This window comes from Lentzea sp. HUAS TT2 (assembly GCF_051853195.1).
Classification (GTDB): Bacteria; Actinomycetota; Actinomycetes; order Mycobacteriales; family Pseudonocardiaceae; genus Lentzea.
The window spans coordinates 7,982,799-8,002,677 of the sequence record NZ_CP196667.1; the positions used below are offsets into that span (position 1 = coordinate 7,982,799).

The window sequence follows — 19,879 nt, forward strand, 5'->3', positions numbered from 1 at the left end:
GGCACCCACCTTAGATCGGCTGCAGCAACCCCATCGACAGCAGCCCCATCAGCACGAGACCCAGCATCAGCCGGTACCACACGAAAGCCGAGTAAGAGTGCTTCGAGACGTACTTCAGCAACCACGCGATCGTCGCGTACCCCACCACGAACGAGATCAGCGTCGCCACGACCATCTGCGGGATCGACGCCTGCACACCCGAACCAGAACGCTCCAGAACGTCCGGAATGGAGAACAACCCCGCCCCGAACACCGCAGGAATCGCCAGCAGGAACGAGTACCGCGCCGCCGCCTCCCGCGTCAGCCCCAGGAACAGACCCGCCGTCAACGTGCCACCCGAACGAGAAACGCCCGGGATGAGCGCCAGCGCCTGCGCCAGACCCATCCCGATCGCGTCCTTCATCCTCAGCTCGTCACGCTGCTGCTTGGCCAGATGGTCCGCCAGACCCAGCAGCAGACCGAACACCACCAGCATCGTCGCCGTGATCCACAGGTTCCGCGCCGACGTCCGGATCTCGTCCTTGAGCAGGTACCCGAGAACCGAGATCGGCACGGAACCGATGATCACGTACCACGCGAGCTTGTAGTCCTTCTCCTTGCGAGCCTCCGCGGAGAAGAGGCCGCGGAACCAGGCGCTGATGAAGCGCCCGATGTCCTTGGCGAAGTAGATCAGCACCGCCACCTCGGTACCCAGCTGGATGACCGCGGTGAACGAAGCGCCCGCGTCGTTGCCGAAGAACAGCGTCGACGTGATGCGCAGGTGCGCACTGCTGGAAATCGGCAGGAATTCCGTCAGTCCTTGGACCAGTCCGAGGACCAGAGCCTGCAACCAGCTCAACTACCCACTCCTGCCAGATCCAAAGCCTCGGCCGCGGTCCGAAGACCCGCGATCCCCTGCTCCAGATCTTGCAGCATCGGCGAAACGGACAGCGTGGTGACCCCTGCGGCGGCAAGAGCCTTCATCTTGTCTGCTATACGCTCCTTCGGGCCCAGCAACGACGTCGCGTCCAGGAACTCCAGCGGAATCGCCGCCATCGCCCCCGCGTAGTCACGAGCCAGGTACTTCTCCTGGATCTCCTCGGCCTGAGCCGGGAAACCCATGCGCACCATCAGGTTGTTGTAGAAGTTCTGCTTGCGCGACCCCATGCCGCCGACGTACAGCGCCGTGTACGCGCGAACCGGGTCAGCACAGGCCTTCCAGTCCTCACCGACGATCAACGGCACCGTCGGCACGATGTCGAACCCGTCCATCGTCTTGCCGGCCTTCTCCCGGCCCGCCTTCACCGACGCGAGCGACTCCGCCGAGTACTCCGGCGAGAAGAAGATCGCCAGCCACCCGTCCGCGATCTCACCCGTCAGCTCCAGGTTCTTCGGCCCCACCGCCGCCAGGTAGATCGGGATCTGCTCCCGCACCGGGTGCACCGTCAGCTGCAACGCCTTACCGGGACCATCCGGCAACGGCAGGGTGTAGTGCTCACCCTCGTACCGCAGCTTCTCCCGCGTCAGCGCCAGCTTCACGATCTCCACGTACTCACGCGTGCGCGCCAGCGGCTTGTCGAACCGCACACCGTGCCAGCCCTCCGACACCTGCGGACCCGACACACCGAGACCCATCCGGAACCGCCCACCGGACAACGTGTCCAAAGTGGCCCCGGTCATCGCGGCCATCGCCGGCGTCCGCGCCGGGATCTGGAAGATCGCGCTACCGACGTCGATGCGTTCGGTCTGCGCGGCCACCCACGCGAGCACCGTCGGCGCGTCGGAGCCGTAGGCCTCCGCGGCCCACACCACCGAAAAACCGAGTCGGTCGGCCTCTTTGGCCAGCTCAAGGTTCGCGGCGTCGTTGCCGGCGCCCCAGTATCCGAGGTTCAGTCCGAGCTTCACACGGCGAGACCCTACCGGTCAGTAACACCGATTGCCAGGCTCAGCCGATGATCACCCCTTAGCATCGCGCACGTGGAACAGCGATACCTCGGCCGCAGCGGCCTCCGCGTGTCCAGGACGGCACTGGGCACGATGACATGGGGCCGCGACACCGACGCGGACGAGGCAGCCACCCAGCTCATGGCCTTCGCCGACGCAGGCGGCACCCTCGTCGACACCGCCGACGTCTACTCCGAAGGCGAAGCAGAACGCATCCTCGGCACCCTGCTCAGCGAGGTCGTCCCCCGCGACGAACTCGTCCTCGCCACCAAAGCCGTCGCCCGCCGCACCGAAGGCCCCTTCGGCGGAGGCGCCTCCCGCGGCGCCCTGCTCTCCGCACTCGACGGCTCCCTACGCCGCATCGGCGTCGACCACGTCGACCTCTGGCAACTGCACGCCTGGGACGCCGGCGTCCCGATCGAAGAGTCGCTGTCCGCCCTCGACCACGCCATCAACTCCGGCAAGGTCCGCTACGCCGGCATCTCCAACTACAGCGGATGGCAGCTCGCCACCGCAGCACTCACCCCCACCACCTACCCGCTCATCTCCACCCAGGTCGAGTACTCCCTGCTGGAACGCGGCATCGAACGCGAAGTCGCCCCCGCCGCCCTGCACCACGGCCTAGGCCTCCTGCCCTGGGCACCACTGGGCCGCGGCGTGCTCACCGGCAAGTACCGCAACGGCACCCCACCCGACTCCCGCGGCGCCTCCGCCCACTTCGCCGGCTACGTCGAACAGCACCGCAACGAACGCGCCGCCCGGATCGTCCAGGCCGTCTCCACCGCCGCCGAAGGCCTCGGCACCTCCGCCCTGTGCGTGGCACTGGCCTGGGTCCGCGACCGCACCGGCGTCGTCGCCCCCGTCGTGGGCGCCCGCGACACCAACCAGCTCATCGCCTCGCTGGAAGCCGAGCAGCTCACCCTGCCCCCGGCGATCCGCGCCGCACTGGACGACGTCAGCGCCATCGAGCTCGGCTACCCCGAGCGCCCGATGCCCTGACCTCGTTGTTGGTTGTCTGAACTGTCACTTGGAGTTGGTCTTGAGACACGGTGTAACATTAGTTTTAGTCCACACTGAAGCTATAGAGATAAATGCCAGATCGGCCGAACGTGGTTTCACCCCACCCCTTGCGTGACCTTCGCCCGAACGTCGTGGATCCTGGAAAGACCACCACGTTCCACGGGAGGAACCGATCTTGCGCCGGCTCGCCGCTCTCATCCTGACCACCGCCACGCTGACCGCGTGCGGCCAGAGCGAGGGGTCACAGGATCCGCTGCAGGTCGCCGAGACCCTCGAGGCCGCGCGACCGGCCCACTCCCCCGCCCAGACCGGCACCCCACCCGGCGAGATCACGCCCGGCGGCACCTTCTCCGACGCGGGCACCACGCTGAAGTTCCAGGTCAACGGCCGTGACGTCGAGCTCGACCGGCTGCGCAGCGCGGTCTTCGAGATGACCAAGGACGACAAGGGCGCCGAGACCAGGGGCGCGGGTCTGAGGGCCGGTGACGGCGCCACCAACGGCGTTCCGGACCGCTTCGGCCGCCTCCTGGTGGTCGACACCCGCGGCGGCGAGTTCATCGCGTTCTCGATCAACCCGCTGATCATGCGTCAGCGCTACCCCATGCCCGGCACCCCGTACGGCATCGCCTACGACGCCAAGCGCGACATCGCGTGGATCACACTCACCGAGCGCAACGAGGTCGTCGGACTCAACGTTGCCGCTGGAGAACCAGCCGAGAAGTACCGGTTCCCCACCGTGCGTCAACCCAACACCGTCAGCGTCGACCAGGAGTCCGGACGCGTCACCGTCACGTCCGGCGACAACGGAGGGGTACAGGTGATCTCGCCATGACCGAAGGGGTGATCGACGGAGACTGGGAGTACAGGCCTCTGCGTCTGCCGCCCGGCGTCTCCCGCCGCACCGCGACCACGCAGCTGGCCATCCAGGCCGAGTTCGCCGGCTGGGAACTGTCCCGCACGCTGCTCTACAGCGACGGCTCCCGCAAGATGTGGCTGCGCCGCAAGGTCCAGCCCGCCCTGGTGCCAGGCCTCATCACCTGACCACCAACCCGTCGCCGAACGCACCGGGTTCGCACTCGGCGATGAAGTCCGCCGGAAAGCCCCGTTCGAACGGGGCCGCCGCCTCCAGGCGCGCGACCGCTTCCGGCGGCAGCACGACCTCGCCCAGGCAGTCCAGCACCTGCTCCGGAGTCCGCGCGCCCACCAACGGCAGCGCCCCGGACGCACGCACCCACGCCAGCGCCACCTGAGCCGGCGTCGCCCCCAACTCCTCCGCGACCGCCCTCACCTCCCGCGCCACGCCCTGCTCCCGCTCGGACAGCCGACCGGACCGCTGCGTGCCACCGGAGAGCTTCCCCGCCGCCAACGGCGCCCAGGCTGCCACGCTCAGCCCCAACGCAGAGGCCATCGGCAGCAGCTCCCGCTCCACATCGCGTTTCAGCAGGTTGTACGGCACCTGCAACCCCGAGAACGCCGTCCAGTCCCGCCACTCCGCCAGCGTGTTCGCCCGCGCCACGAACCACGCCGGCGCGTCCGACACCCCGACGTAGAGCACCTTCCCCGCCCGCACCACGTCGTCCAGCGCCCGCATCGTCTCCTCGACCGGCGTGTGCCGGTCCCACAGATGCACCCACAGCACGTCCACGTAGTCCGTGCGCAACCGCCGCAACGACCGCTCCAGCGACAGCACCAGGTTCTTGCGGTGGTTCCCGCCCGCGTTCGGATCCGACGGGTCCCGCGACAACGCGTACTTCGTCGCCACCACGAACCGGTCCCGCCGCCCCAGCACGGCCCCGAGCACCTCCTCGCTCTCGCCGTAGGCCGACGCCGTGTCCAGGAAGTTCCCACCGGCGTCGGCATAGGTGCCGACCACCTGCCGCGCGAGCTCCTCCGAACGCAACGTCATCGTGCCCAGCAACAACTCCGAGACGCGCAGGCCGGTCCTGCCGAACAGTCGGTATCTCATGATCCACAGCATCACCCGCGGACGGCGTTCCCAGGGAGACCGGCTCAGGGCCCCTCTAAGCTCGGCTGCCATGGCCGACAACGCACTGGGCCGCTTCCTGCGCGCCCGCCGCGAAGCCACCACTCCCCCGACCCTGCACCGCCGCCGCACTCCAGGACTGCGCCGCGGCGAACTCGCCGACCGCGCCGGCATCAGCGTCGAGTACCTCACCCGCCTCGAACGCGGCACCGACCGCTCCCCCTCCGGCCAGGTCCTGTCCGCCCTCGCCGACGCGCTGACCATGACCGCCGACGAGCGCGTCCACCTGTACCGCCTGATCAAGGCGGACACGAACTGCGCTCCTGCACCGCCACCACCGCTGCGTTCAACCGTGCACGCAATGCTGGACGCACTCGAACCCACCGCGGCCGCCGTGCTCTCCCCCGCCGGCGACGTCCTCGCCAGCACCGCGCGGTTCCGCGAAATCTCCGGATTGGACGACGAGCAGAACCTCGTCCGCTTCGCTTTCAGTCCTCGGGCGTTGGCCCACTACCCCGACTGGGACCAGATCGCGAACGACCGCGCCGCCGCCCTGCGCGCAGCCGCTGACCTGGGCGATCATGCCGCGGCGACGCTCGCGTTCGAACTCTCGATCACCGCCGGCGCGGCCTTCAGCGACCGCTACCAGGCCGCCGCGTCCCTGCCACCGGCCACCGGCACCGAACGCTGGGGCCCTCACCTCCTGGTGTTCGAGATGCTGTACCTGTCCGGCGAAGGCGATCACCGGTTGATGACCTACTTCAGTCAACACTGAAGCTATAGAGAATGACGGGATGAAGACGAATGGAAGAATCTCCGTCATGCCTCGCCCGGAAAAACCGCTCGACCCGTTCGCCGGGCCTGTCGAACAGTTCGCCTTCGACCTGCGCAAGCTCCGCGAGAAGGCCGGCTCCCCCGGCTACCGCGACCTCGGCAAGCTCAGCCACTACTCCGCCAGCACCCTCGCCGACGCCGCCCGCGGCCAGCGCCTGCCGAGCCTCGCCGTCACCCTCGCGTTCGTCCGTGCCTGCGGCGGCGACGAGGAGGTGTGGGAAGAGCGCTGGCGGGAGATCGGCGAGGCCGAACCGCAGCAGCCCGGCGCCGACTCCCCCTACGTCGGCCTCCAGGCGTTCACCGAGCACGACGCCGACCGCTTCTTCGGACGGGAACGGCTCGTCGGCAAGCTGCTGGGCAAGCTCGAGCACCACAACACCGTGCTCGTCCTCGGTGCATCGGGTTCAGGCAAGTCCTCGCTGCTCAGGGCCGGTCTGCTGGCCCGCGTGCCCGGCGAGCTGATCACCCCGGGCACCCACGAGACGCTCCCCCGGACCGACGGCCTGCTGGTCGTCGACCAGTTCGAGGAGATCTTCGCGCTCCCCCACCGCGACGAGTTCATCGCCGCGCTCACCGCTCGCGCCGGCCAGACCGTCATCGGCATGCGCGCCGACTTCTACGGCCACTGCGCCCGCTACCCCGACCTCGTGGCCGCCGTCGAGGACGCGCAGGTCCTGGTCGGCCCCATGACCACCGACGAGCTGCGCAAGGCCATCACCCAGCCCGCCGTCGTCGTCGGCTGCGCACTGGAGACCGGACTCGTGGCCCGTCTCATCGCCGACGCCACCGGCGAACCCGGCGTCCTGCCCCACGTCAGCCACGCGCTGCTCGAGACGTGGCAACGCAAGCGCGGCAACACCCTCACGCTCTCCAGCTACCACGAGAGCGGCGGCATCGCCCGCGCCATCGCCAACACCGCGGAGAACGCCTTCACCAGCCTCGGCGAGGCGCAGCAGGCCCAGGCACGCCAGGTCTTCCTGCGCCTGGTCACCCCGGGAGAAGGCACCGAGGACACCAAACGGCACGTCAAGCGGTCCGAGCTCGCGGCTGACGACGTGGTCGAACACCTCGCCGGCGCACGCATCCTCACCGTCCACGGCGGCAGCGTCGAGATCAGCCACGAGGCCGTGATCCGCAGCTGGCCGCGCCTGCGGGACTGGCTCGCCGAGGCACGCGACGACCTGCGCGTGCACCGCAGGCTCACCGCCGCGGCCGCGGACTGGGAGGCGCACAGCCGTGACCCCGGCTCGCTCTACCGCGGTGTCTCGCTGACCCAGGCCACCGACTGGGCCCAGCGCGAACCCGACGCGCTCAACACCGGGGAGAGGGCGTTCCTCGACGCCAGCAAGGCCGCCGCCGAACGGGAGCTGGCCACCGAGAAGCGGCGCACCACCACCCTTCGCCGCGTGGTCGCCCTGCTCGCCGCCCTTCTGCTCGTGGCCACCAGCGCGACGGTGTTCGCCGTGCGCGCGCAACGCCAGACCACCGAGCAACGCACCATCGCGCTCGCCCAGAAGGCCATCGCCGAGGCCAACGGCCTGCAGGACCGCGACCCCGGCCTCGCGAGCCAGCTCCGCCTGGCCGCCTACCGCCTGACCGGGCAGCCCGGCGCCCGCGACAGCCTGCTGAGCACGTTCGCCGCGCCCCAGGTCACCGTCGCCAGGGGCCACGCGGAGGCCGTGTCGTTCGCGTTGTTCAGCCCGGACGAGAAGCTCATGGCCTCCTCGGCCGACGACAAGTTCGTGATCATCTGGGACAACTCCGACCGCTACCACCCGGTCGAGCTCAGCCGCGTGCACGCCGGCGACGACGCGACGCACGGCATGGCGTTCAGCCCGGACAGCCGCACCCTCGCCACCGCCGGCTGGGACGGCAACATCCGCCTGTTCGACGTCTCCGACCCGCGCAAACCCGCGGAGAAGGCCCGCATCACCGGCCACGACGGCCAGGTGGAGGCCGTCCTGTTCACCCCGGACGGCCGCACGCTCGTCAGCAGCGGCGAGGACGGGACCATCCGGCTCTGGGACGTCTCCGGCCCCGCCGCCCTCGGGCGCACCATCAAGGCCCACACCGACGTCGTGCACGCCATCGCGCTCAACACCGCGGGCACCACGCTCGCGTCGGTCTCCTGGGACGGCACAGCCAGGCTCTGGGACCTCGCGACCGGCGAGAACCTCTCCACGATCACGTCCGCCCTCGGTGACGTCTCCTCCGACGCCATCGCCTTCTCCCCCACCGGACTGCTCGTCACGGGCGGCGAGAAGGGCACCGTGCGGATCTGGGACGCGAACGACCCGCGCAACCCAGTCCTGCTCGGCGTCACCCCCGGACACATCTTCTCCGTGCACTCGATGGCGTTCTCCCCTGACGGCCGCTACCTCGCCACCGGCGGCGGCGACAAGATCACGCGCGTCTGGGACGTCACCGACCCGCGTGAGGTGCTGCTCGCCGCCGCCATCGCCGGTCACACCGACATGCTCTGGTCGGTCACCTTCAGCGCCGACTCGCGGCAGATGGTCACCGCCACCACCGACGCCGAGGTCCGCGTGCTCGACCTCGCGAACCTCAACCCGCCGCGCCACCGCGAGACGGTCTGGAAGCTCGACTACGACCCGGCCGGCAGGTTCTTCACCACCGTCTCCTCCGACGGCGACATCAGGTTGTGGCGCCCGGAGGACCGCCACCCCGAACTCGTCGCCGCCCTGCCGAAGCTGCCCGCGACCGAGGAGTCGGCCACCGTCGACGTCCACCCCGGCGGCAAGCTGCTGTTCGCCTCGACCTACACCGCCAGCGGGCTGTGGGACGTGGGCGACCCGGCCCGCCCGCGGCTGCTGAGCAGTGCGATCACCGGCACCCAGGTCATCGAGTCCGCGACGTTCAGCCACGACGGCACCACACTCGCCGTCGCCGAGAAGAACGGCCTGGTGGGGCTCTGGAACATCACCGATCCCGCCGCCCCGGTGAAGACGGGCAGTTTCGCGGTGCCCACGGCGGACCACGTCTGGCAGATCGAGTTCTCCCAGGACGACCGCACGCTCGTGGTCGCGAGCGGCACCCGTGAGCTCCAGATGTGGAACGTCAGCGACCCCGCCTCGCCGCGCGCCTATCCCGCGTTGAGGACCGACGGCAACCCCGACCCGATCCGCCGCGGCGGCCAGGCCGGCCGCGAGGAGGTCATGACCGTGGTCATCCACGGCAACGTCATGGCGTTCGCCAACATGGGAGCCAGCGGCGCGCTGTACGACATCAGCGATCCCGCACAGCCGCGCAGGCTCGGCTCCCTGCCCAACGACGGCGGGCCGCTGCAGCGCCTCGCCTTCTCCCCCGACGGCACCCTGCTCGCGGCAGGGACGACCGACGACCTGATCCGCGTGTGGGACGTGAGCGATCCCCGAAACCCCCAGGTCCGGGCAGCACTCCACGGTCACGCGGAACGGGTGTGGGGTGTGGCCTTCGCGCCGGACAACCGCACTCTCGCGACCACCGGCGCGGACCGCACCGTCCGCGTCTGGGACATCGACGTCGAGGCGACCGCAGCCCGCGTGTGCGCCACTACGACGGCGCACCTGTCCAGTCGTCATTGGGAGCTGTACTTCCCCGGCGTGGAGCCGAGGCCTCTCTGCTGAACAACAACCCTCCCCTTTCCCTCTCACCGTATTTGTAGTGCGAAAACGTTGTGCGGTGTCGACGCATGGGCGCCGTACAACAACGTTCGCGCAATGGGAGGGACCCGACCAGGGGAAGGTGACTCTTCAGTCAACACTGAAGCAATAAAATTTACCGAACTGGTTGTAGATATGATCAGATTCTGGGTCATGGAGCTCGTGCCGCACGAAGTCGGGGTCGCTCACAGCGCACTGCCGCACGACGAAACGTCAGCCCGTGCCCTGCTCGCGCACGCCGCGTCGCAGGGCCTGCACACAGTCGTCGTCACCGCCGAGGAAGGTGACGAACGCGCGATAGCCGTGCTGCGCGAACTGCGCGCGGAATGGCACACGGAGGACGGTCGGATCACCGCCCAGCTCGACACGGACGCGGAGGGCCAGCTGCGGCACCTCTGGGGCCTCACGGCGGACGAGCGGGCCGCGTGGCTCGCCGCGTTCCCCCGCCACGACGACCCGAACTGGTGGATGCACCGCCTGCTGGTGCTCAACCACCACCCCGAGTGGTCACCGCTCAAGGACTGGCTGGTCGACGAGCACGTGCGGCTCTTCGGCCGCCCGCCGGGACGACGCCGCTCCAGCGCGGCAGGCCGCTGAACCCACTGGTCCGAGGGGATCGGGACGCCCCGATCCCCCGCTCAGCGCGGCAGTGCGCTGAAGTCCGCCTGCCGGTAGCGGCGCCACCACGACAGCGGGTCGCCCGTCGCCACCGGCCGCACGACCGCGGCCATCAGCCCGCCGCCTCCCGGCAACCCCACGGCGAGCCGGCCCCGATACGTGCCGGCGACCCACATGACACCCGTGTCCGCGATGTTCGCGACCAGGTCGTAGTTCGGCCTCGGGAACCGCACCAACGCCGGGCCGTCCGGCAGGTCCGCGATCCCCGCGACGTGGTGCCCACGCCGCCGCGGCAACAGCCTCACCGGCACCTCGGTCCACTCCTGCGAACCGGCCACCGCCTTGGCGTTGTCCCGGGCCTGGAGGAACACCTCGATCGCCCAAGGGGCGTCGCACAACCCCTTGGCCAGCACCGCGGCCGCGACCAGCCCGGCCGGTTGGACCGGCGACACGCTCAACACGACCAGCACCACCACGACAGCGGACGTCAGCACCGGCAACACCCAGAAGAAGTGCCCGGCCACGCGCATCAGGTCGGCGCCGGCCTGAAGCCGCTTGTCCTCCGCAGGCGGGCCGAGCTCCCGCTCCACGCGTTCCGCCGCCGGGTACTCCCCCTCGTCGACCGACGCGACGTACATCGACGTCGAGCCCGCGCCCCTCACGAGCGCCCGGCCCTCGGCGTCCGGCCCGAGGACGAAGACCTCCTGCCGTTCCTGCACCACGTCCACCAGGTCGTGGAACGACCCCGTGAGCACCAGCCCGTCGAGCAGCAGCCGGTCCCGCAGGTCGGTCTCCTGCTTCTCGGCCACCCGCGCCGCGACGCGCCGCCACGGCTCGGCGAACGCCCCGCGCCTCAGCGCACGCCGGATGCGCCGGTTCGGCAGCAGTCCGCCCAGCGACATCACCACCAGCACGCCCGTCACGATCCGCGCGGCCGTGTTGCCCGGTGAGTCCGGCAGGAAGAACGTGGCCACGAACGTGACGGCCGCGAGGAGCGACTCCACGCGCTGCGACACACCGATGCGGACGTCGACGAGCGCGAGCCTGGTCGACCAGTCGTCTCTCGCGGGCACGTCCGTCCGCGGTTCCAGGTAGGGCACCATCAGGCGGCCCTGACCATCTCTGAGGGCAGGGCGCTGAAGTCGGGCTGCCGGTACCGCCGCCACCACGACATCGGGTCGCTCGTCGCCACCGGCCGCACGACCGCGAAGTTGAGCTGGTTCGTTCCCGGCACGCCCAGGACCATGACTCCCTTGTGGGTGCCCACGATCCACGCCGTCCCGGTGTCCGCAACGTTCGCGACCACGTCACCCCACGGCCGCGGGAAGCGCACGAGAGCCTGCCCGCCGGGCAGATCGGCGATCCCGGCGACGTGGTGACCACGCCGCCACGGGAGCAACGTGATCGGCACCGGAGTCCACGCCTGCGAACTCGCCACCGCCCTGGCGATGGTGCGGCAACGCAGCCGCACCTCGATCATCGAGGGAACGAGGAGCACCGTCGGGAACCACAGAGCGGCCGCGACGAACCCCAGCGGCGCCGGCGGGGCCAGGCTGTACGCGATCAGCATCCCCGCGATCAGCGGCCCCATCGCCATGAGCGGCCAGGCGAAGATCCCCGACTGACGGGTCTGCCGCAGCACCTCCCGGATCCGCGGCTCGTCCCCGGGCCGGCCGAGCGGACGCTCCACGCGTTCCCGGGCCTGGTAGCTCCCGTGGTCGACCTGCGCCAGGTAGGGCGACGTCGATCCCGCGATCCTGACCACCGCGCGGCCTTCCGCGTCCGGCCCGCAGACGAAGACCTCCTGCCGTTGCAGCACCACGTCCACTGCGGGCCCGAACGCGCCCCGCAGCACCAGGCCGTCGAGCAGCAGACGGTCGGCGCGGTCGTTGCCCCTCTTCTCGGCGACCTCGGCCCGGACCCGCCTCCACGGCCCATCCAGCAGCCCACGCCGCCGCGCCCGCCACAGGGCGAACCGCGGCAACACCCACGCGAGGTTCATCAGCAGCGTCCCGCCGAGGACCACCTGCGCGGCCGCGTTGCCCGGCGTCACCGGCATGAAGAAGGTGCCGATGAACGCCACGGCCGTGATGACCGCGACGACCCGGTCCTCCGTGCCGATGCGGATGCCGGCGAACGCCAGACGGGTCGACCAGTCGTCTCTCGCGGGCACGTCCGTCCGCGGCTCCAGGTAGTGCAGCACCAGCCCCCCAGCTATGCCTTGGCGGCGACCTCCCGGATGAGGTTCACGAGATCGGCCGGCCGCTCCAGCGGAAGCATATGTCCCGCGTCCGACAAGATCACCGACGTCCCGCCGAACTTCGCCGCGTCCGTTTCGGGCACCAGGCGGTCCTCGTCCCCCACGACGGCGACGACGGCCTTCTCCTTGGCCACGGTCAGCCCGGCCTCGCGGTCGTAGCGGTCCACGGCGGGCCGGAACAGCGCGACCGTCTCCGGCCAGTGCCCCCACACCATGTCCGCGGTCAGCTCGACGTCCTCGTCGACCGGCTGGTCACCGAACAGCCACCACCGCAGCCCGGCGGTCTTGGCCGGCTCGATCTTCTCCCGCACGGCGCGCACCAGCGGCCCGAACGCCCGTTCCAGCTCCCGCACGAGCTTCCCGACGGCCTTGGGCCACGCGAGCGACGTCTCGGACATGCCGCTGGCCGCCGTGGACACGAACACGTTGCCGAGCACCCGTTGCCGGAACAGCCGCGGCCTGCGTTCGGCCATCGCCAGTGCCGCCATGCCGCCCATCGAGTGCCCGGCGATCACGATCTGGCCCTGCGGCACCGCGCGTTCGATCAGCTCACCCAGGTCCTCGCCGAGCTGCTCGATCGTCGCCGTCTCCTTGGACGCGGCGGCGGACTTGCCGTGGCCGCGGTGGTCGTAGGCGATGACCTGGAACTCGGGGCTCAGCTGCTCGACGACCTTGTGCCAGCTGCGGTGGTCGAGCGCGTAGCCATGGGCGAGCACGACCGTCACCGGTGCCTCGGGGTCGCCCGCGCGCAGCACGTTGAGCTCGGTTCCGTCTTCCAGCCGCACCATGCGGAAGTCCTTTCGCCGTGTCGTCTGTTCGTCCTAACGAGACGACACGGCGGAAGGACACGCACTAAACGCGGCCGAGCACCACGGGAGGCGGCAACTGCCCGCCGCCGACGCCCGGCACACCGCGGAAGTCGTAGGCCGTGGCCTTCCCCCCGGGCTGGATGATCCAGGCCTCCCCCGGCTGTCCGTCGGCCAGCACCGACTGCACGGCCTCGGCGACGTCGGACGGCGTCAGCAGCGGGAACCCGGCCGCGGCGAACTCCTCCCTCGCCCCGCCCAGCAGCAGCGTGTCGACGAACCCGGGACACAGCGCGGAGACCGTGATGTCCTCACCAGCCAACGCCTTGCCCGCCGCCCGCGCATACCCGACGACCGCGTGCTTGGTCAGCGTGTACAGCGGGTCGGACGGCATCGCGGTGATGCCGGCCAGCGACGCCGTGATCACGATCTTCCCGCCGCCCTGCCGACGCAACGCCGGGACGGCCGCGCACAACCCGTACACGACGTGGTCGACGTTGACGCCGACCAGCTTGCGGTAGCGCTCGACGTCCAGGACGTCCACACCGGTCTGCCCACCGCCGATCCCGGCGTTGAGGTGCACGACGTCGAGGCGGCCGAGTTCCTTCTCCACCTGCGCCACCACTGCGGGCATGGTCGCGGGATCGCTGACGTCACCGGCGATGGCGATGCCGCCCACCGCGGACGCGACCCGCTGCGCCCCGGCGGCGTCGAGGTCGAGCACCGCGACGCCCGCCCCGAGCTTCGCGAGCCGGTGCGCCACGGCGGCGCCTATCCCTCGCGCGCCGCCCGTGACCAACGCGACCCGCCCGGTCAAGTCCACAGTGGACACGGCGATCTCCTCAGCTGTTGCGCAGGAACCGATCGAGGACCCGGACGCCGAACTTCAGCGCGTCCACCGGCACGCGCTCGTCCACCCCGTGGAAGAGCCCGGAGAAGTCGAGGTCGGCCGGGAGCTTCAGCGGCGAGAAGCCGAAGTTGCGGATGCCGAGCTGCTGGAACGACTTGGCGTCCGTGCCGCCGGAGAGCATGTACGGCAGCACGCGGGCGCCGGGGTCCTCGGCGATGATCGACGCCGTCATCGCGTCCACCAGTGCGCCGTCGAACGTCGTCTCCACGGGCGGCAGGCCGATCCACTCGCGTTCCACGTCCGGGCCGAGCAGCTCGGCGAGCTCGCGGTCGAACGCCTCCTCGCGGCCGGGCAGGATGCGGCAGTCCACAGTGGCCTCTGCGGTCGACGGGATGACGTTCGCCTTGTAGCCGGCGGAGAGCATCGTCGGGTTCGCCGTGTCGCGCAGCGTCGCACCGATCATCCGCGACAACGCGCCGAGCTTGCCGATCGAGCCCTCGATGTCGTCGTCGGGGAACTCGAGGCCGGTGATCTCGGTGACGCCGTCGAGGAACTCGCGCACGGACGGGCGGATGATCAGCGGCCACTGGTGCTGGTCGAGCTTGGTGACGGCGGCGGCGAGCTTCGCCACGGCGTTGTCGCGGTGGATCATGCTGCCGTGCCCGGCGGTGCCCTTGACGCGCAGCTTGAGCCAGCGGATGCCCTTCTCCGCGGTCTCGACGAGGTACGCGCGGACGTCGTCCTTGAGCGTGATCGAGAAGCCGCCGACCTCGCTGATCGCCTCGGTGACGCCCTCGAACAGCTCCGGCCGGTGCTCGACCAGCCACTTCGCGCCGAACAGGCCGCCTGCCTCCTCGTCGGCGAGGAAGGCGAACACGATGTCGCGCGGCGGCACGACGTTCTCGCGCTTGAAGTGCCGGGCCAGGGCCAGCGTCATGCCGACCATGTCCTTCATGTCGACGGCGCCGCGGCCCCACACGTACCCGTCCTGCACGGCGCCGGAGAACGGGTGCACAGACCACTCGGAGGCGTCGGCGGGCACGACGTCGAGGTGGCCGTGCACGAGCAGCGCGCCCCGGCTGGGGTCGGCGCCCTGCAGGCGTGCGACGACGTTGCCGCGGCCCTTGGCGCCGGACTCCACGTAGGTCGTCTCGTAGCCGACCTCGGACAGCTTCTCGGCCACCCACTCGGCGGCCTTGCGCTCCCCCACGACCGTCGCGGGATCACCCGTGTTCGTCGTGTCGATCCTGATCAACTCGCTGACGAGGGTGACAACCTCGTCCTCCGCCACTGCCAGTGCGTTCCCCGTTGTGCTCACCCCGTCTTCCTACCATCCGTCAGAACACGCTCCACCCCGTGAGAGTGGTGAAACGGTCCAGCGCGTCGACGCCCGCGACGGAGTTCCCGCGTGCGTCCAATCCTGGACTCCACACGCAGATCGCGCACTTCCCGGGGACGACGGCGATGATCCCGCCGCCGACGCCGCTCTTGCCGGGCAGGCCGACGCGGTAGGCGAACTGGCCGGCGGCGTCGTAGGTGCCGCACGTGAGCATCACCGCGTTGACGCGCTTGGCACCGCTGACGCCGAGGAGCCGGGCGCCGTCGTTGCGGACGCCGTGGCGGGCGAGGAAGAGGGTGGCTCGGGCAAGATCGGCGCAGCTCATCGCGATCGAGCACTGCCGCACGTACTCGTGCACGACGACGTCGACGGGGTTGCGCATGTTGCCGTAGGAGCCATGAAGTGCGCGAGCGCGCGGTTGCGGTCGGCGTGGTCCAGCTCGGACTTGGCGACCTCGGGGTCGACGGCGATCGCCGGGTTGCCGCTCTCCTGCCGCAGGAACCCGAGCAGCCGGTCCGCGGCGCCGAGTCCCAGGTGGTCGGTGACGACGACGGCGCCGGCGTTGATGAACGGGTTGCGCGGGACGCCCTGCTCGGTCTCCAGCTGGACCAGCGAGTTGAACGGTGACCCGGACGGCTCGCGGCCGACGCGGGTCCACACGTCGTCGTTCTCGGCGAGGGCCAGAGCGAGCATGAACACCTTCGAGATGCTCTGGATCGAGAACGGCCTGTCGAACTCCCCCGCGCCGAAGACCTCGCCGTCCAGGGTGGCGACGGCGAGGCCGAAGGCGTGCGGGTCGATCCTGGCCAGTGTCGGGATGTAGTCGGCCGCGGTGCCACCTGGCGAGACCTCGGACGCGATGCGGTCCACCAGTTGCTGGAGCTCCATGGCCGTCATCCCATCACGGGATGGGCCTTACGCCACCGTGAACTCGTGGAACTTGGTGGCTTGGCCGGCCTTGACCGTGCAAGGCGAGTTGACGGTGCCGATCCACGTCGGGTCTCCGTTCGCGTAACGCGGGGTCAGCGCGAGGGTCGCGTTGCCCAGCGAGATCGACGTCGTCCCGGCGTTGGCGAGCGTCAGCGACGGCAGCGTGCCCGTGGCCACGACCTGGAACGTGCCGGACGAGGGGACCGGCGTGTTCGGGATGGCCGACGTCGCCGTCAGGTTCTGCACCGCGCCCGCGTTGTTCACCACCACGTTCGTGGTCAGCGTGCCGTCGACGGACCTGCCGCCGATCCACCACACGGTGTTGCGGATGTCGTCCGACACGGTGGCGACCACCGTCGTGTCCGCTGCCGCGGTGGGCACACCGACGGCGGCGGAGTCCGGCACGTTGGGAGAGGTGACCACGGTCGGCACGTCGTGGGTGCCGGTGATCGAGAACTCGCACACGTAGGTGATGTTCAGCGAGGCGGTCGCGGCGGAGCTGGTGCCGGCCGTCGTCACGCTCAGCGCTCCGGCAACCAGAACGACGGCGGCGGCGCGCGCGAAAAGTCCGGTCTTCATCTGCAGGGACCTCCTGAGTACGTCATTGAACTGCAAGAAGGCGGTGTTGCTTTACTCGCCAGTAAAGTAGCCAGCTTTGATTCGGCAAGGCAAGCAAAAACACGCTTTTATCACCCGCGTACGAAATGGCTTTCGGTTGTTTGTCAGTCGCGCAGCAACAAATAGTGCGCGCGCAGCGCGAGTTCGAGGGTGAACCGTTCCTCGGCGTCGTGCATTCGGTCGCCGAACAGTTCCTCCAACTGGTTCACGCGGTAGCGCACGGTCTGCGGGTGCACCTTCAGCCGGGCGGCCACCTCGGGTGCGCCGCCGCGTGCCGACAGCCACACCAGCAACGTCTCGGCGAGCTTGGTGCGCTGCAGGTCGGTGAGCGGGGCCAGCGGCGCCAGTGCCCGTTCGGACAGCTGCCTGGACAGGAACTCGTCCGCGAGCACGGTCAGTTCGACCAGGTGGTCGGCGGAGTCGAGGACCTGGCGTTGCGGCAGCACCTTGTCCTGGGAGAGAGCGAGCACGCGGCGTGCGCAGGCCAGCGACCTGCGCGCGTCCTGCGGCGCCACCGGAAGGCCGACCGCGGCACGCCACCCCGGGAGGGCTCCGCGCAGCCAGCGCGTCACCGCGACCGGGTTCGGCACCAGCAGGTACGGCGTGGCGTCCTCGAAGTCGACCAGGACGTCGCCCGGCAGGTCGTCCGCGGGCGCGGCGGACGGCTCGAGCGCCACCGCCGCGAGCCGGTCCGGCATCGGCCACGCCGCCGCCCGTGCCGCGTCCAGCACGGCCTGCCAGTTGCCGGCGGGATCACCGACGAGCAGTTCCATCAGCTTGCGCCGCTTGCGTTCCAGCGTGCCGGCCGCACTCGCCTGTGCGGCCGCGTACCCCTCGACCGACAGGCTCACCAGCTCGTCGACGTGGGCGATCATCGCCTCGCCGAGCACCGACATGAGGTGCAGCGACAGCTCGCGCTGCTCGGCGAACCCGCAGACGTGCCGCCACGCCACCCGCGCGCCGATCCGGTAGGCGGCCTGCAGGCTGTCGAGGCTGCGCCCCGACTTGAACTCCCAGGCGCCGAGCTTGCGGTGGATGTCGTCGTGCGGATCGGGCTCGGAATCCGGCGCGGCGATGCGGTCGACGAACTTCACCAACGCCTGCCGGATTCCGTCGACCACGTTGTCCCGGAACATGCTGTATTCCGGAATCGCTTTCTCGATGGCCTCGAAAATGCTCACCGCGACGGGCGTCACTTCCATTCGGAGCAACGGCGCCAGTTCGCGCGGGACCGATCTGCGCGGATCGTCCAGCCCAGTCACCCTGGGGAGTGTAGGAGTAAAACGAAACCGGGTCGTTCAGCCAACCGGACCAAATGGTTCACAGGAAGAACAGCCGTGCGATCGCATCGCGTGCGACCAGGAACCCGGCGATGCCGAGAATCCAGCCCGTCGCGCCCGCGCCCTTCTCCGCGAACCAGGTGCTGATCCGGGTCAGGAACGGCTCGATCCGCTGCCGCAGCGCCAGCCTGCCGCCGAGCAGCAGGAGCGCCGGCACGATCATGACCAGGCAGTACCCGGCGAGCAGCAGCCCGATCTGGCCCGCGTTCAGGTCGGCGGCGCTCATCATCCCGATCGCGCCGAGGTACGGCAGCATCGTCGCGAGCTCGACCACGCCCGCGAGCACCGCGACACCGGCGAGCGCCACCCCGGACCCGTGGGCGCGGTTCTGCCACTTGCCCGTGTCGAGCTTCTTCTTGCTGTCGAAGCGGAAACTGACCGCGAACAGGACCACGCCGATCACCAGCTGGATCCAGAGCGCGATCTTGCTGTCGAGGTGATCGATCACCTGCGAGGCGCCGAGCACGATCAGCACGCCGACCCCGAAGTAGAAGACCGAGATCGTGCCGAGGTAGACGACGAACCTGCTCGGCTTCAACCGGCCCGGCGCGAGCATCAGCCAGATCGGGATGAACAACGTGCCGATGCTCGTCGAGTCGAGCAGCGCCAGCCCCGCCAGCGCCGCCATCAGTCCTAATGTCACTTGCTCCCCCACAGTCGTTCCAGGTGGCGGGCGATCACCCGCTCCGTCACCTCTGCTGTCATCACTTCGGGCTCCAGCGCGCGTTGCGCCGTCACCCCGTCGACCAGGGCCGCGAGCCCGACGGCCTCCCCGCCGTCCAGACCCGCCGCCTCCAGCGCGTGCCGGCACAGGTCCCTGATCTCCCGTGCGCCCTCCGCGTGCCGTTGCAGCAGCACGGGATTCGCTGCCGCACGAGCCGTGAACGCGAGCCACACCCGTGCGCGTGCTGGGTCGTCCACGAGCGCGATGGTGCACAACGCCTTGAGCAGGCGGCCCTGAAGACTCCCCTCCTGGTTCAGGGCCGCCTGCACGCTCGCGGTGAGCTCCTCGACGAGCTGGTCCTGCGCGAACAGCAGCAGCTCGTCCTTGCTGCGGAAGTACTTCTGCAGCAGGCCCGTGGTGGCGTTCAGCTCCCTGGCGATCCTGGGCAGGCTCGCCGCGTCCAACCCCTCGGCGTCGACCACCCGGTAGAGGGCGGCGGCCACCTGCCGGCGCCGTTCGGCGGGATCCGCGTGTTTTGGCACGACCGTTAGATTACGACCTTAATCTGATCACTGCAACCGCGTGGGAGGCAACCTCGCGCATCATGCGGGCGTCGACACCGACGTGAAGCGTTGGATCTGGGCGGCTGCGGCCGCGGTGCCTGTGGTGGCGGGCGCGATCTGGTGGACACTCCCGAACACCACGGACGTCGCGGTGATCACCGCGATCAACCCCGACGGCACCGTGCAGTGGGTCGGCGGGGAGATCCGCAAGGCGGAGGAGAACAACACCAACGTCCACGAACTGCCTGGTGAGACCCACGTGTCCCGGCTCGCCGACGACGTGGAGATCCGCACGGCGTTCGGGTGCGGTGAGGGCGGAGCACTGACGCTGACCTGGTACGGGATGGGTGCGGCCGAATGCAGCCGTGCCGACTTCCTCGCCAGGGCGGACCCGCCCTACGCGCCCCGGCTGACGTTCAACGGCGACGGCGAGATCACCGAGATTCAGGGGCGATACCACCCGTAGCC

The 19,879-nt window shown here is 69.9% G+C and carries 19 protein-coding genes and 1 pseudogene; 7 read left to right on the plus strand and 13 right to left on the minus strand.

Features of this window, described 5'->3' with window-relative positions; genetic code table 11:
* Positions 1-10 precede the first annotated feature (10 nt).
* Both ACSHWB_RS38105 and ACSHWB_RS38110 read right to left on the minus strand, forming a co-directional pair.
* Positions 11-838, minus strand: a complete 828-nt coding sequence (locus tag ACSHWB_RS38105) for an undecaprenyl-diphosphate phosphatase (protein ID WP_439658168.1) — start codon at positions 836-838, stop codon at positions 11-13.
* Entirely contained in the window at positions 835-1,884 is a 1,050-nt protein-coding gene (locus ACSHWB_RS38110; RefSeq protein ID WP_439658169.1) for an LLM class F420-dependent oxidoreductase, read from the minus strand. Before ACSHWB_RS38110 ends, ACSHWB_RS38105 begins: the two co-directional genes overlap by 4 nt.
* 72 nt (positions 1,885-1,956) lie before the next feature.
* Between ACSHWB_RS38110 and ACSHWB_RS38115 the strand changes: the two genes are divergently transcribed.
* The 3 genes from ACSHWB_RS38115 to ACSHWB_RS38125 all read left to right on the plus strand — a co-directional run bounded on the left by ACSHWB_RS38115 (position 1,957) and on the right by ACSHWB_RS38125 (position 3,984).
* Positions 1,957-2,922, plus strand: coding sequence for an aldo/keto reductase (locus tag ACSHWB_RS38115; RefSeq protein ID WP_439658170.1), 966 nt, complete (start codon positions 1,957-1,959; stop codon positions 2,920-2,922).
* A gap of 196 nt (positions 2,923-3,118) precedes the next feature.
* Positions 3,119-3,775 (plus strand): YncE family protein, encoded by a 657-nt coding sequence (locus tag ACSHWB_RS38120; RefSeq protein WP_439658171.1) that lies wholly within the window; start codon positions 3,119-3,121, stop codon positions 3,773-3,775.
* Positions 3,772-3,984, plus strand: a complete 213-nt coding sequence (locus ACSHWB_RS38125) for a DUF5703 family protein (protein ID WP_439658172.1) — start codon at positions 3,772-3,774, stop codon at positions 3,982-3,984. Before ACSHWB_RS38120 ends, ACSHWB_RS38125 begins: the two co-directional genes overlap by 4 nt.
* Here the strand turns inward: ACSHWB_RS38125 and ACSHWB_RS38130 are convergent.
* Positions 3,977-4,909: an aldo/keto reductase gene (locus tag ACSHWB_RS38130; protein ID WP_439658173.1), complete on the minus strand. Its 933-nt coding sequence runs from the start codon at positions 4,907-4,909 to the stop codon at positions 3,977-3,979. The genes ACSHWB_RS38125 and ACSHWB_RS38130 overlap by 8 nt on opposite strands.
* A gap of 70 nt (positions 4,910-4,979) precedes the next feature.
* Between ACSHWB_RS38130 and ACSHWB_RS38135 the strand changes: the two genes are divergently transcribed.
* The 3 genes from ACSHWB_RS38135 to ACSHWB_RS38145 all read left to right on the plus strand — a co-directional run bounded on the left by ACSHWB_RS38135 (position 4,980) and on the right by ACSHWB_RS38145 (position 10,020).
* A complete protein-coding gene (locus tag ACSHWB_RS38135) occupies positions 4,980-5,702 on the plus strand; it encodes an MmyB family transcriptional regulator (protein WP_439658174.1) in 723 nt (240 codons plus the stop codon).
* 46 nt (positions 5,703-5,748) lie between these two features.
* Positions 5,749-9,387, plus strand: a complete 3,639-nt coding sequence (locus tag ACSHWB_RS38140; protein WP_439658175.1) for an nSTAND1 domain-containing NTPase — start codon at positions 5,749-5,751, stop codon at positions 9,385-9,387.
* Positions 9,388-9,558: 171 nt separating this feature from the next.
* The gene (locus ACSHWB_RS38145; protein ID WP_439658176.1) at positions 9,559-10,020 is read left to right on the plus strand and encodes a hypothetical protein; all 462 of its coding nucleotides are present in this window, start codon (positions 9,559-9,561) and stop codon (positions 10,018-10,020) included.
* Between the two features lie 41 nt (positions 10,021-10,061).
* Here the strand turns inward: ACSHWB_RS38145 and ACSHWB_RS38150 are convergent, their stop codons facing one another.
* The 10 genes and pseudogenes from ACSHWB_RS38150 to ACSHWB_RS38195 form a co-directional block, all read right to left on the minus strand.
* Positions 10,062-11,144, minus strand: coding sequence for a hypothetical protein (locus ACSHWB_RS38150; protein WP_439658177.1), 1,083 nt, complete (start codon positions 11,142-11,144; stop codon positions 10,062-10,064).
* Positions 11,144-12,244, minus strand: coding sequence for a hypothetical protein (locus tag ACSHWB_RS38155; protein WP_439658178.1), 1,101 nt, complete (start codon positions 12,242-12,244; stop codon positions 11,144-11,146). The genes ACSHWB_RS38150 and ACSHWB_RS38155 overlap by 1 nt, the downstream gene beginning before the upstream one ends.
* Positions 12,245-12,255: 11 nt before the next feature.
* Complete coding sequence (locus ACSHWB_RS38160; RefSeq protein ID WP_439658179.1) at positions 12,256-13,089, minus strand: alpha/beta fold hydrolase; 834 nt, start codon at positions 13,087-13,089, stop codon at positions 12,256-12,258.
* 64 nt (positions 13,090-13,153) lie between these two features.
* Positions 13,154-13,939 carry an SDR family oxidoreductase gene (locus ACSHWB_RS38165; protein ID WP_439658180.1) on the minus strand — a complete coding sequence of 262 codons (786 nt, stop codon included), beginning with the start codon at positions 13,937-13,939 and terminating at the stop codon, positions 13,154-13,156.
* Between the two features lie 10 nt (positions 13,940-13,949).
* On the minus strand, positions 13,950-15,275 hold the full coding sequence (locus tag ACSHWB_RS38170; protein ID WP_439658181.1) for a M20/M25/M40 family metallo-hydrolase: 1,326 nt from the start codon (positions 15,273-15,275) through the stop codon (positions 13,950-13,952).
* 19 nt (positions 15,276-15,294) lie between these two features.
* Positions 15,295-16,184, minus strand: a pseudogene (locus ACSHWB_RS38175) (glutaminase).
* 27 nt (positions 16,185-16,211) lie between these two features.
* Positions 16,212-16,805: a DUF6801 domain-containing protein gene (locus ACSHWB_RS38180; RefSeq protein ID WP_439658182.1), complete on the minus strand. Its 594-nt coding sequence runs from the start codon at positions 16,803-16,805 to the stop codon at positions 16,212-16,214.
* Between the two features lie 143 nt (positions 16,806-16,948).
* Complete coding sequence (locus ACSHWB_RS38185; protein ID WP_439658183.1) at positions 16,949-18,106, minus strand: PucR family transcriptional regulator; 1,158 nt, start codon at positions 18,104-18,106, stop codon at positions 16,949-16,951.
* Positions 18,107-18,164: 58 nt separating this feature from the next.
* Positions 18,165-18,812 (minus strand): GAP family protein, encoded by a 648-nt coding sequence (locus ACSHWB_RS38190; protein ID WP_439658184.1) that lies wholly within the window; start codon positions 18,810-18,812, stop codon positions 18,165-18,167.
* Between the two features lie 11 nt (positions 18,813-18,823).
* On the minus strand, positions 18,824-19,390 hold the full coding sequence (locus ACSHWB_RS38195) for a TetR/AcrR family transcriptional regulator (RefSeq protein ID WP_439658185.1): 567 nt from the start codon (positions 19,388-19,390) through the stop codon (positions 18,824-18,826).
* 82 nt (positions 19,391-19,472) lie between these two features.
* Between ACSHWB_RS38195 and ACSHWB_RS38200 the strand changes: the two genes are divergently transcribed.
* Positions 19,473-19,877 (plus strand): hypothetical protein, encoded by a 405-nt coding sequence (locus ACSHWB_RS38200; RefSeq protein WP_439658186.1) that lies wholly within the window; start codon positions 19,473-19,475, stop codon positions 19,875-19,877.
* Positions 19,878-19,879: the final 2 nt, after the last annotated feature.